Below are 11,299 nucleotides of genomic sequence, written 5' to 3' on the forward strand. Positions count from 1 at the left end.
GTCGGGACATGCGAGTTGCCGTGCTGTCCGACATCCATGGTGTGTTGCCCGCGCTGCGCGCGGTGCTGCATGAACCCGACGTGGCCGGTGCCGACCGGATCGTGCTCACCGGGGACATCGCGGCCGGACCGTTGCCCGTGGAGACCCTGGACGCCCTCGTCGAGCTCGGCGAGCGCGCCCTCTGGGTGCGCGGCAACGCCGAACGGGAACTCGTGCAGCTCGCGCACGGCGGCGACACCGCCATTCCGGATCCGATTGCGCCCTGGGCCGCCGCGGCGTTACGGGCGGATCAGGTGACGTTGCTCGACGGCTTGCCCAGCGTCCAGCGGCTCGATCTGGGCGCGCTCGGGGCGACCGTGTTCTGCCATGCCACGCCGCGCGACGACGAGGAGGTGGCGCTGGTGGACAGCCGCATGGAGCGGTGGATCGAGGTGTTGTCCACGCTGGACGACCAGGTGGCGACGGTGGTGTGCGGGCACACCCATATGCCCTTCGCGCGATTGGTCGACCGGCGCCTCGTCGTGAACCCGGGCAGCGTCGGCATGCCGTATGGCACGTCCGGCGCGCACTGGGCGCTGCTGGACGGCGACACCGGCGGCGTGACGCTGCGCCGCACCCGTTTCGACGCCGAGGCCGCGTTCGCCGAGCTGCGGGCATGCTCCGGGTACCCGGAGGTGGGACGATGGGCCGACGAATACCTCCGGTCCACCCATTCCGACGTGGAGGCCGTCCGCGTTTTCGGACCGCGGGACGGCCGGGCCGCGTAACCGCGGATCAGCCGCGGCCGGAAGACACCATGCTGCTGAGGATCCAGCCGGCGATATTGTCCGTGCGGGCGCTGCTCTCCACCTGCGTGTGCGGGCAGCTCGGGCCGTTGCTGACCACCGACACCAGCGACGGCACACGCTTGTGGCGCTCCAGGAAGAACGGCGCCCCCGAGTCGTACGGGCAGGGCGTGGTGTCCGGCGCCGGGGCATACCCGGTCAGGCCGGTGACCGAGTCGCTCAGCGACACCACCGTCATCTGGCCGGTGCGCAGATGGGTCACCGGCTGCGGGTTGGTGCTGGTCACCGAGCCGTAGCCGGTCACCCGCACGATCGCGCCGATCTCCGGCGCCCGGCGGCTGACGCGCAGCGGCCGGATGTCGTAGACGGGCTCGTCGAGCTCGGCCAGGGAGACGTCGGCCGTCGGCGACTGCCGGACCGCGACCACCGTCCGGTCGTGCCCGGCGGTCCCGTTCAGGTCGGTACGTCCCACAGTCGCCGTGGTGAGGTCGGCCACCGGCCGCTCCACCCGTACGTTGTTCTCGTCGCGGAAGCAGTGCCCGGCGGTGATCACCCAGCGGGGCGCGATGAGCGCCCCCGAGCAGGCGCTGTCGCGCTTGCCGCCGTCCGCGGTCGGAATCCCGGTCATGGTCAGCTTGACCGCGAAGCGGTATTGCCCGTCGGGCACCTCCTCGCCGTTGGCGATGGCGTTGGCGGTGCCGACACCCACCGCCGCGAGGGCGAGCGCTATCGGCGGTATGAGCAGGGCGAGAAGCTTGCGGCGCACCATTGGGGACCTCCCTGTCGGCAATGGACCCCTGCGACGATAGAAGACGATGGGTAGTCCGTGGGGGCGACCCTCAGCGTCGCGCACCCACATGCAGGTCGGCGTTGATGCGCGCGGTCGCCGCCAGCAGGGGCGGCAGCAGGTCGCGCCGCATCGTCTCCACCGACGTGCGGCTCGCGTGCACCGAGACGTTCACCGCCGCCACCACCGCACTCGCCCGATCACGCACCGGCGCCGCGATCGCCCGCAGGCCCTCCTCCAGTTCCTGATCCACGATCGCGTAGCCCTGACGGCTCACCCGCTCCAGTTCGGTGCGCAGCGCCGAGACCGACGCGAGGGTGCGGGAGGTCAACCGCACCGGCTCGATGCCTTCCAGATAAGCCTCCCGCGCCTCGTCCGGCAACCCCGCCAGCAGCACTCGGCCCATCGATGTCGCGTACGCCGGGAAGCGCGTGCCCACGTTGATGGCGACCGTCATGATGCGTGTCGTCGGCACCCGTGCCACATAGACGATGTCGCCGCCGTCGAGCACGCTCAACGATGACGACTCGTGCACCTCGGACACCAGCCGCTCCAGGTGCGGCTCGGCGATCTGCGGCAGGCTCAGCGCGGACAGGTAGGCGTACCCCAGCTCCAGCACCCGTGGCGTCAGCGAGAAGAGCCGTCCGTCCGTACGGACATATCCGAGATCGCCGAGGGTGAGCAGGAAACGGCGAGCCGCCGCACGGGTGAGGCCGCACTGGCGGGCCACCTCGCTCAGCGTCAGCTCCGGATGACCGGCGTCGAAGGCGCGGATGACCGCGAGTCCTCGCTCCAGCGACTGCACATAGTACGGCTCGCGGACCGAATCGGTTGGTTCGTCGGTCACTGAAGCCCCCGGTTGGTTCCTGCGCCGCACCCTACTCCACGGCTCGGTCACTGCTCGGTCATTACACGCGCAGCGATGGCGAACGCCGCATTCGCCGCCGGGACGCCCGCGTAGACCGCCGTGTGCAACAGCACCTCCTGGATCTCCTCGGCGCTGACCCCGTTGCGCAGCGCCGCGCGCACGTGCATGGCCAGTTCGTCGTGGCAGCGCAGGGCGGTGAGCAGGGCGAGCGTGATGCAACTGCGGGTGCGCCGGTCGAGCCCGTCCCGGCCCCACACGTCGCCCCACGCGTACCGGGTGATGAAGTCCTGGAACGGCGCGGTGAAGCCGGTGGTGGCCGCGACGGCGCGGTCCACGTGATCGTCCCCCAGCACTTCGCGGCGCGTCGTCATCCCGCGGTCGAAGGTGGTGTCGTCAGCCATCGAGCGCCTCCAGGATGAGCGGGTTCACGATGCGTGGTTGCTGCCAGGTCGCCAGGTGCGCGGCGTCGCGCACCACGACGAGCCGGGCATCCGGGATGGCACCGGCGATCTGCGCCCCGTGCATCGGCGGGATCGCCTCGTCGTCGTTGCCCGACAGCACCAGGGTGCGCGCGGTGATCCGGTCCAGGTCGGACCGCAGGTCCATGTTCTCGATGGCGGCGCAGGCTCCCGCGTACCCCGCCGGCGGCGTCGCGGTCAGCATCGCCCGCAGGCGGCGTACGTCGTCCGGGTGCGTCGAGGCGTACGGCGGGGTGAGCCAGCGCCCGATCACCGCCGTCGCGATCGCGCCGAGGCCCTGCCGCCGGACGGTCTCCGCGCGGTCCGCCCACTGTTGCGCCGGCCCGAGTTGCGCCGAGGTGCAGCACAACACCAGCCGACCCACACGGTGCGGCGCGTGGGCGGCCAGCCACATCGCGGTCATGCCACCCAGGGACAGTCCGACCACGTGCGCGCGGGGCACGCCGAGCGCGTCGAGCAGCCCGAGCGCGTCCTGCCCGAGATCGGCCAGCGAGTACGGTCCGGCCGGCACGGACGAGCATCCGTGCCCCCGTACGTCGTACCGGATCACCCGGTGTTGCGCGGCCAGGACCGCCATCTGGGGTTCCCACATGGTGTGGTCGGTGCCGAGCGAGTTGATCAGCAGCACCGGGGGCGCGTCCGGCGGACCGTCCAGGCGCCGATGCAGGCGGACCGTCACGACGCCGCCTTGAGCGCCCGGTCGATCAGCACGTCGGCGCTGCCCAGGTAGTCCTCCGGGGCGAGCAGGCCGGCCGCGTCGGGCACCCGCGCGTCGGCCGCCAGGGCTGCCGCGAAATCCGGCGCCGCCGCGGCTTCCCGCACCACCGCGTGCGCCTGGTCGGCACCGAGGCGATCGGCCAGCACGGCGGTGACCCGTTCGGCCAGCAGGGCGCCTCCGGTGCGGTCCACGTTCGCCCGCATCCGATCCGCGTCGACCTGCAGGCCGTCCAGCGACGCGCCCACCTGGTGCACCGCCGAGCCGGCCGCCTCGAACAGGGCACGCAGCGGACGCCACTCGGCATGCCACGCCCCCGCGGCTCGCTGGTGTTCCTGCGCCATCGCGGACAGCAGGGTGGCCACCAGGCCGGGGGCCGCTTCCGCCGCCGCCACCGCCAGCACCGCCCGGATCGGGTTGTGTTTCTGCGGCAGCGTCGAGGAGCCCCCCGCGTCGCCGCCCTCGCGCAGCTCGCCGACCTCGGTCTGGGCATGCCGCACGATGTCGCCCGCCACCTTTCCCGCGGCGCCCGCCGCGATGCCCAGGGCAGCGGCCAGCTCGGCGATGCGAGCCCGGTCGGTGTGCCAGGGCAGCACCGGTTCGGCCAGGCCGAGACCCTCCGCGTACGCGGAGACCATGGCCGGCCCGCAGTCCCGGTACGCCGCGAGGGTGCCCGCGGCACCGCCCAGTTGCACGGCGGGACGCAGCCGGGCGAGCCGCCGCCGGGCGTCCGCCAGCGCCGTCAGCCATCCGGCGGCGACCAGCCCGAACGTGGTCGGCAGCGCCTGTTGCAGCAGGGTGCGCGCGGGAAGCAGGGTGCGCCGGTGGCCGTCGGCCAGGGCGGCGCAGCGCCCGACCGCGTCCGCCAGTTCACGGTCCAGCACCGCCAGCGCGTCCCGGGCGATCAGCATGGTCGCGGTGTCCATGATGTCCTGGCTGGTGGCGCCGCGGTGCACGTGCCGGGCGGCGTCGGCGGGCAACGCGGCCCGCAGCAACCGCACCAGCGGCACCACCGGGTTGCCCGCACCCAGGGCACTCGCGCCCAGTTCCGCCGGGTCGACGGTGGTCTCCGCGCATACCGATGCGATGGCCTCCGCCGCCGTCTCCGGCACCACCCCCGCGGTCGCCCCGGCACGGGCCAGGCCGGCCTCCGCGTCCAGCAGGGCACGGATCCATGCCTGGTCGTCCACCGCGGCACGGACCGGCCCGGCGGCGAGCAGGTCGCCGAACAGGTCAGAGTGCGAAGAAGACGGTTTCATGCTCCCCCCGGAGCCGGATGTCGAACTGGTAACCGCCGCCGGTCGGTTCGGCGAGCAGCGTGCGGCGCCGGTGCTCGGGCACCGTGGCCAGCAGCGGATCCGCATCGTTGGCCTCCGCCTCGTCCGCGAAGTAGATCCGCGTGACCACCCGGTTGAGCAGGCCCCGGGCGAACACCGACACGTCGATGTGCGGCGCCTGGAGCACGCCCTCGCGGTCCGGCACTCGGCCCGGCTTGCGGGTGCGGATCGCCCAGTCACCCGCGTCTGCGGTGGGGCACCGGCCGAAGCCGCGGAACGACGTGTGCCGGCCGCGCGGGTCGTCCGGGTGAGCGAAGCAACCGTCCGGGTCCGCCTGCCAGGTTTCGATCAGGCCGTCCGGCACCGGCTCGCCCGCACCGTCCCGCAGGACGCCTCGCACCCAGAAGGCGTCCGGGTCGGTCTCCGGCACCACCAGCGGCCCGTCCGACCAGGGCAGGCCGATGGACAGGTACGGACCGACGGTCTGTGCGGGGGTGAGCCCGAGCATCACGGCTGCTCCATCGGTGTCGCGTCGCGGCCACGCAGCACGATGTCGAATCGGAAGGCGAGTGCCCACGAGTCGACGGTGGCATCCATGTCGAAGTGGGACACCATGCGCCGCCGGGCCCGTTCGTCGCGGACCGAGTTGAAGATCGGGTCGTACGCGAAGAGCGGGTCGTCGGGGAAGTACATCTGGGTGACCAGGCGCTGGGTGAAGGCCCGGCCGAACAGCGAGAAGTGGATGTGCGCCGGGCGCCAGGCGTTGGGGTGGTTGCCCCACGGATAGGCGCCCGGCTTGATCGTCACCAGCCGGTAGTTGCCCTGGTCGTCGGTGAGCACACGTCCCACGCCGGTGAAGTTCGGGTCGATCGGCGCGTCGTGCCGGTCCACCCGGTGCAGATACCGTCCCGCCGCGTTGGCCTGCCACACCTCGATCAGCGTGTGTGGCACCGGCCGGGCGTTCTCGTCCAGCACCCGGCCGTGCACGATGATGCGCTGACCCAGCGCCTCCCCGCCGGGTTGCACGGACAGGTCGGCCGAGGAGGACGAGACCCGCCCCTCGCCGAGCAGCGGGCCGGTCAGTTCGGTGAGGTTGTGCGGCAGCAGGATCAGCGGCTCGCTGGGCGCGCGCAGCGCCGTGGAGCGATATCCGGCGTAGTCCAGCGGCGGATGCACGGTGCCGTCGTCGCGGCGGTACCCGGACGGCACGACGAGGGGTTCGGCCATGGGTCACTCCTTCAGCGAACGCAGCGCGGACAGCTCCGTGCCGCTGGGCGGGTCGGTCACCACCGGCGGGTCGGCGACCCGCAGATTCCAGCCGGTCGCGTCGACGGCCTGGTCGAGCGAGACACCGGGATGCAGGTGGGTCTGGGTGAGCTCGCGAGTCTCCGGATCCGGGGTGAGGATGCCCAGGTCGGTGATCACCATGACCGGACCGGCGCCGCGCAGGTTGTGCCGGGCCCGGTCGCTCGCGCCGTGGCCGTGGCCCAGGGACGTCACGAAGTCCACGCCGTCCACGAACGTACGGGAATTCTGCCGGACGATCACGATGACCTCGCTGCAGGACGCGGCGATCTCGGGGGCGCCGCCGGCACCGGGCAGGCGAACCTTGGGTTCACGGTAGTCGTCGCCGATCACCGTGGTGTTGATGTTGCCGAACCGGTCGATCTGGGCGGCGCCCAGGAAGCCGATGTCGATGCGGCCCGGTTGCAACCAGTAGTTGAACATCTCCGGCACGCCGACCACCGCGTCGGCTGTCTCGGCGAGCACCCCGTCGCCGATGGACAGCGGTAGCCGGTCCGGTTTCGCCCCGATGGTGCCGGACTCGTAGACCAGCACCAGGTCCGGGGCGTGAGTGCGGCGCGCCAGGTTGGCGGCGGTGCTGGGCAGGCCGATGCCGACGAAGCACCGGGTGCCCGGGTGCAGCGCGCGGGCGGCCGCGACGGTCATCATCTCGTCGGCGGTCCAGTTCATCGCACGCCCGCCAACCACTCGCCGAAGGAGGCCCGGTCCCGGCTGATGCCGTCCCACGCCCGGTAGTACGCGTTGTCCCGGTCGCTGTAACCCATCGCGTACGACGGATGTGCCCCGCCGGGCACTTCGGCCACGTGGTCGATGGTCCATCCGGGCAGCACCGTGGCACCCGGCCGCACGCTCAGCGTGTCGACCACCTCCTCCACCGTGACCAGGGATCGGCGACTGGCGAGCACGACTTCCTTGTGCACCCCGGTGATGCCCCAGAACTGCACGTTGCCGTTCCGGTCCGCCTGTTGCGCGTGCACGATGCCGACGTCCGGGTTGAGGGCCGGCACGGCGGTCAGCACCTCGCCGGTGAACGGGCAGGTGATCGGCTTGACGGTGTCGGTGTGCTCGGGCAGGTCGGTGCCGGCGTAGCCGCGCAGCACCGCGAAGGGCAGCCCGGACGCGCCCGCCACGTATCGGTTCGCCATGCCGGCGTGGCTGTGCTCCTCGATCTCCAGGGGCACCGGCCAGCCGTGCTGCACCGCGTCGCGGAAACGGTGCAGGGATCCGACACCGGGGTTGCCCGCCCAGGAGAAGATCAGCTTGCGCGCGCAGCCGGCACCGATCATCTGGTCGTAGACGATGTCCGGGGTCATCCGCACCAATGTCAGGTCACGCCGGCGCTGCCGGATGATCTCCTGCCCGGCGGCCACCGGGATCAGGTGGGTGAAGCCCTCCAGCGCCACGGTGTCGCCGTCGCGCACCACAGCGGCGACCGCCTCGGACAACGTGGTGATCGTCGCCATGTCCACCTCCGTGCGATATACGAACAACAGTGCGCGTGTCGTACATCGCTGTCAAGCCGGGCAGCCACCATGCCTGCTCCAGAGATTGACGTGAGCCACGCCACGTTCTACGTTCGTATCGAGAACTCAAGTTCGTATAGCGCACACCTCTTGCCCCTTGCCGGAGCGCCCCCGGGCGTCTCCACCGGGCACCGAAGAACGGGAGATCCCATGCGCCGGACCCTCCTCGCAGGCGCCACTGCGGCCGTGCTCGCGGTGGCCGGATGCGGCAGCGATTCCTCCAGCGGCTCCAGCGGCGACAGCTCGGGCGGCGTCGACCAGGTCACGGTCGGCGTCATTCCGATCGTCGACGTGGCACCCATCTATCTGGGACAGAAACAGGACTTCTTCACTAAACGCAATATAAAGCTCACGCTGGAGAGTGGCCAGGGTGGCGCCGCCATCGTCCCGGGCGTCGTCAGCGGTCAGTTCCAGTTCGGCTTCAGCAACATGACTTCCCTGCTGCTCGCGCAGACGAAGAACGTGCCGATCTCGGTGGTGGCCAACGGCGTCGCGTCCACCGGCAAGTCCGGCGCCGACTTCTCCGGCGTCGCGGTCAAGGGCGACAGCCCGATCAAGAGCGCCGCCGATCTCGCCGGCAAGAAGGTCGCGGTGAACACCCTGAAGAACATCGGCGACACCACCGTCCGGGAGTCCGTGCGCAAGGCGGGCGGCGATCCCAGCAACATCCAGTTCGTCGAGATGCCGTTCCCCAACATGCCCGCCGCGGTGGAGCAGGGACAGGTCGACGCCGCCTGGATGGTCGAGCCGTCGCTGACCGAGGTCACCAGCGCCGGCGGACGGGTCGTCTCGTGGAACTATGTGGACACCGCACCGGACCTCACCGTGGCGGCCTACTTCGCCTCGACCAAGTTGCAGGCGGACGACCCCGACCTGGTCAAGCGCTTCACCGAGGCGATCAACGAGTCACTGGAGTACGCGGATGCCAATCCGGACGCGGTGCGGGAGATCCTCGGGTCGTACACGAAGATCTCACCCGAGGTCCGCGAGAAGCTGACCCTGCCGAAGTGGCCCACCGAGATCAACAAGGCATCGGTGCAGACGCTGGCCCAGCTCGGCCAGCAGGACGGCGTCTTCTCCACCGCGCCCGACCTTGGGAAACTGCTTCCGTGACCGGCACCGCCACGTCCACACCGCGAGCCGTCCCGCTCGCGGTGTACGGCGTCGCGGGCCTCGCCGGGCTGCTCGTGCTCGCCGAGGCGCTGCCCCGGCTCGGCGTGGTGCCCGCGCGCTACCTGCCGCCCGCCACCGAGATCCTCAGCGCACTCGGCCGCGAAGTGAGCACCGGGGCGTTCTGGACCGCGCTCGGCCACACCCTGGTCGCCTGGGCCGCCGGGCTGGCGATCGCGGCCGGCGCCGGGATCGTTCTCGGCATCGTCATCGGCGCCGTGCCCGGCCTGCGGGCCGCCACCGCGTCCACGATCGAGTTCCTGCGTCCGATCCCGTCCGTCGCGCTGATCCCGCTGGCCGTCCTGCTCTACGGCACCGACCTGAAGTCCAGTCTGCTGCTGGTGGTGTACGCATCGTTCTGGCAGGTGCTCATCCAGGTCCTGGCCGGGGTGCAGGACGTCGACCCGATCGCCGAGGAGACCGCCCGCAGCTATGGGCTCGGATGGTGGTACCGCATCCGCTACGTGCTCTGGCCGACCGCCCTGCCCTACCTGCTCACCGGCGTGCGGCTGGCCGCCGCCGTCGCACTCATCCTGGCCATCACCGCCGAGCTGGTCATCGGCTCGCCGGGCCTGGGTGCGGAGATCGCGGTGGCGCAGACGTCCAACGCGCTCCCCGCGATGTACGCGCTCATCGTGGTCACCGGCCTGCTCGGCGTCCTCATCAACCTGGGCGCCCGCGCCCTGGAGCGGCACCTGTTGTCCTGGCACCAGTCGATCCGGGGGGCGGCGTGAAAAAGATCCTGCTGGCCGTCGGCCTGCCCGTGGTGCTGGTGGCGGCGTGGTACCTGCTGTCGTACGGCAGTGAGAGCTTCTATGTGCCGCCGCTGCGCACGATCCTCGCCGCGCTCGTCGACACCTGGACTCCCGACCGGTTGCGCGCCGATGTGCTGCCCAGCGTGCTGCGGCTGCTCGGCGGCTTCGTGCTGGCCACCGCGCTGGGCGTGGCGGTGGGCGTGGTGATCGGCACGCACCGCCGGGTGCGCGCCGCGGCGGAACCGGTCCTGGAGTTCTTCCGGGCGATCCCGCCGCCGGTGCTGATCCCGGTCGTGATGATCTTCGCCGGCATCGGTGACACGATGAAGATCCTGGTCATCGTGTTCGGCTGCATCTGGCCGATTCTGCTGAACACGGTCGAGGGAGTCCGCGCCGTGGACAGCGTGCTCAGCGACACGGCCCGGTCCTACGGCATCGGCGGACCGGCCCGGCTGTGGCACCTGGTGCTGCGCGGCGCGAGTCCGCAGATCGTCACCGGGATGCGGCAGGCGCTGTCCATCGCCATCATCCTCATGGTGATCAGCGAGATGTTCGCCGCCAGCAACGGTCTCGGCTTCACCATTGTGCAATTCCAGCGCAGCTTCGCGATTCCCGAGATGTGGAGCGGCACCATTGTGCTGGGCCTGCTCGGTGTCGTGCTGTCGGTGCTGTTCCGGCTCGCCGAGAGCCGCGTCCTGTCCTGGTACCACGGCCTGCGCGGCACACAGCGGCAGTCCTGAGAGGAGCCTCCGGCATGCTCGAAGTGAGCCATCTGAAGAAGGTGTACGACGGCGGTGTCGAAGCCGTCGGCGACCTGACCTTCACCGTCGATCCGGGGGACCTGGTCTGCTTGGTCGGCCCGTCCGGGTGCGGCAAGACCACGTTGCTGCGGTGCATCGCGGGCCTGCTGCAGCCCACCGCGGGCGAGGTCCGGTTGGACGGCAGCCCGGTCACCGGGCCGCCGCCCGGCATGGCGGTCGTCTTTCAGGAGTACGGCCGCAGCCTCTTCCCGTGGATGAACGTACGGGACAACGTCGAGCTGCCGCTGAAGCAGAAGAAGCTGCCCAAGGCGCGGCGGCGCGAGCTGGTCGACTCCTCCCTGGAGGCGGTGGGGCTCGCCGACCGCGGCGCGGCGTTCCCGTGGCAGCTCTCCGGCGGCATGCAGCAACGCGTCGCCCTGGCCCGTGCTGTCGCGTACGAGCCGGAGGTGCTGCTGATGGACGAGCCGTTCGCCGCGGTGGACGCGCAGACCCGGGCCGACTTGGAGGATCTGGTCCGGTCGCTGTGGAAGCGGCTCGGCGTCACCATCCTCTTCGTCACGCACGACATCGACGAGGCGGTGTACCTCGGGCAGCACGTCATCATGCTGTCCGCGTCACCGACCGTGGTGCAGGAACGGCTGACGGTGGATCTGCCGGCCGAACGAGATCAGCTCCACACCCGAGCCGACGACCGGTTCACCAAGCTGCGCACCCGGGTCTACGAGCAGATCCAGGCGGCCAAGCGGGGCACCGCCCCCACCCCCACCATCTGACAACAACCCCCACCCCACCCCGTCGCGCCCCGTCGCGCCCCGTGCGGCCCCGTCGCGCCCCGTGCGGCCCCGTCGCGCCCCGTGCGGCCCCGTCGCGCCCC

At 71.3% G+C, this 11,299-nt stretch carries 14 protein-coding genes; 5 read left to right on the plus strand and 9 right to left on the minus strand.

The window, feature by feature from the left end:
- Positions 1-8 precede the first annotated feature (8 nt).
- Positions 9-767 (plus strand): metallophosphoesterase family protein, encoded by a 759-nt coding sequence (locus tag IEY73_RS17345; RefSeq protein WP_189080244.1) that lies wholly within the window; start codon positions 9-11, stop codon positions 765-767.
- Positions 768-774: 7 nt separating this feature from the next.
- On the opposite strand, the gene IEY73_RS17350 is transcribed toward IEY73_RS17345, so the two are convergent.
- From IEY73_RS17350 to IEY73_RS17385, 9 genes are all read right to left on the minus strand, one after another.
- Positions 775-1,554 (minus strand): S1 family peptidase, encoded by a 780-nt coding sequence (locus IEY73_RS17350; RefSeq protein ID WP_189080245.1) that lies wholly within the window; start codon positions 1,552-1,554, stop codon positions 775-777.
- Positions 1,555-1,624: 70 nt separating this feature from the next.
- A complete protein-coding gene (locus IEY73_RS17355; RefSeq protein WP_189080246.1) occupies positions 1,625-2,419 on the minus strand; it encodes an IclR family transcriptional regulator domain-containing protein in 795 nt (264 codons plus the stop codon).
- A 47-nt stretch (positions 2,420-2,466) separates the two neighbouring features.
- On the minus strand, positions 2,467-2,841 hold the full coding sequence (gene pcaC, locus IEY73_RS17360; protein ID WP_189080247.1) for a 4-carboxymuconolactone decarboxylase: 375 nt from the start codon (positions 2,839-2,841) through the stop codon (positions 2,467-2,469).
- A complete protein-coding gene (pcaD, locus tag IEY73_RS33620) occupies positions 2,834-3,598 on the minus strand; it encodes a 3-oxoadipate enol-lactonase (protein ID WP_229715908.1) in 765 nt (254 codons plus the stop codon). Before pcaD ends, pcaC begins: the two co-directional genes overlap by 8 nt.
- Entirely contained in the window at positions 3,595-4,893 is a 1,299-nt protein-coding gene (gene pcaB, locus IEY73_RS33625; RefSeq protein ID WP_229715909.1) for a 3-carboxy-cis,cis-muconate cycloisomerase, read from the minus strand. Before pcaB ends, pcaD begins: the two co-directional genes overlap by 4 nt.
- A complete protein-coding gene (pcaG, locus tag IEY73_RS17370; protein ID WP_189080248.1) occupies positions 4,868-5,419 on the minus strand; it encodes a protocatechuate 3,4-dioxygenase subunit alpha in 552 nt (183 codons plus the stop codon). The genes pcaB and pcaG overlap by 26 nt, the downstream gene beginning before the upstream one ends.
- Positions 5,419-6,138 carry a protocatechuate 3,4-dioxygenase subunit beta gene (pcaH, locus tag IEY73_RS17375; RefSeq protein WP_189080249.1) on the minus strand — a complete coding sequence of 240 codons (720 nt, stop codon included), beginning with the start codon at positions 6,136-6,138 and terminating at the stop codon, positions 5,419-5,421. The genes pcaG and pcaH overlap by 1 nt, the downstream gene beginning before the upstream one ends.
- 3 nt (positions 6,139-6,141) lie before the next feature.
- Positions 6,142-6,885: a CoA-transferase subunit beta gene (locus tag IEY73_RS17380; RefSeq protein ID WP_189080250.1), complete on the minus strand. Its 744-nt coding sequence runs from the start codon at positions 6,883-6,885 to the stop codon at positions 6,142-6,144.
- Positions 6,882-7,679, minus strand: coding sequence for a CoA transferase subunit A (locus tag IEY73_RS17385; protein ID WP_189080251.1), 798 nt, complete (start codon positions 7,677-7,679; stop codon positions 6,882-6,884). The genes IEY73_RS17380 and IEY73_RS17385 overlap by 4 nt, the downstream gene beginning before the upstream one ends.
- 210 nt (positions 7,680-7,889) lie before the next feature.
- Here IEY73_RS17385 and IEY73_RS17390 point away from each other — a divergent pair, with 210 nt between their 5' ends.
- Genes IEY73_RS17390 through IEY73_RS17405 form a run of 4 tightly spaced genes read left to right on the plus strand, consistent with a single transcriptional unit; the run spans position 7,890 to position 11,198 of the window.
- Positions 7,890-8,852: an ABC transporter substrate-binding protein gene (locus IEY73_RS17390; protein ID WP_189080252.1), complete on the plus strand. Its 963-nt coding sequence runs from the start codon at positions 7,890-7,892 to the stop codon at positions 8,850-8,852.
- On the plus strand, positions 8,849-9,643 hold the full coding sequence (locus IEY73_RS17395) for an ABC transporter permease (RefSeq protein ID WP_229715910.1): 795 nt from the start codon (positions 8,849-8,851) through the stop codon (positions 9,641-9,643). Before IEY73_RS17390 ends, IEY73_RS17395 begins: the two co-directional genes overlap by 4 nt.
- Positions 9,640-10,404 (plus strand): ABC transporter permease, encoded by a 765-nt coding sequence (locus tag IEY73_RS17400; protein ID WP_189080253.1) that lies wholly within the window; start codon positions 9,640-9,642, stop codon positions 10,402-10,404. Before IEY73_RS17395 ends, IEY73_RS17400 begins: the two co-directional genes overlap by 4 nt.
- A 14-nt stretch (positions 10,405-10,418) precedes the next feature.
- Entirely contained in the window at positions 10,419-11,198 is a 780-nt protein-coding gene (locus tag IEY73_RS17405) for an ABC transporter ATP-binding protein (protein ID WP_189080254.1), read from the plus strand.
- Positions 11,199-11,299: the final 101 nt, after the last annotated feature.

It is taken from the genome of Mangrovihabitans endophyticus (genome assembly GCF_014646155.1).
Lineage (GTDB): Bacteria > Actinomycetota > Actinomycetes > Mycobacteriales > Micromonosporaceae > Actinoplanes > Actinoplanes endophyticus.

Bases quoted from the DNA above. Each gene is read 5' to 3' on its own strand.
- IEY73_RS17345 (WP_189080244.1), top strand. From the start codon at position 9: ATGCGAGTTGCCGTGCTGTCCGACATCCATGGTGTGTTGCCCGCGCTG.
- IEY73_RS17350 (WP_189080245.1), bottom strand. From the start codon at position 1,554: ATGGTGCGCCGCAAGCTTCTCGCCCTGCTCATACCGCCGATAGCGCTC.
- pcaC (WP_189080247.1), bottom strand. From the start codon at position 2,841: ATGGCTGACGACACCACCTTCGACCGCGGGATGACGACGCGCCGCGAA.
- pcaB (WP_229715909.1), bottom strand. From the start codon at position 4,893: ATGAAACCGTCTTCTTCGCACTCTGACCTGTTCGGCGACCTGCTCGCC.
- pcaG (WP_189080248.1), bottom strand. From the start codon at position 5,419: ATGCTCGGGCTCACCCCCGCACAGACCGTCGGTCCGTACCTGTCCATC.
- pcaH (WP_189080249.1), bottom strand. From the start codon at position 6,138: ATGGCCGAACCCCTCGTCGTGCCGTCCGGGTACCGCCGCGACGACGGC.
- IEY73_RS17380 (WP_189080250.1), bottom strand. From the start codon at position 6,885: ATGAACTGGACCGCCGACGAGATGATGACCGTCGCGGCCGCCCGCGCG.
- IEY73_RS17385 (WP_189080251.1), bottom strand. From the start codon at position 7,679: ATGGCGACGATCACCACGTTGTCCGAGGCGGTCGCCGCTGTGGTGCGC.
- IEY73_RS17390 (WP_189080252.1), top strand. From the start codon at position 7,890: ATGCGCCGGACCCTCCTCGCAGGCGCCACTGCGGCCGTGCTCGCGGTG.
- IEY73_RS17405 (WP_189080254.1), top strand. From the start codon at position 10,419: ATGCTCGAAGTGAGCCATCTGAAGAAGGTGTACGACGGCGGTGTCGAA.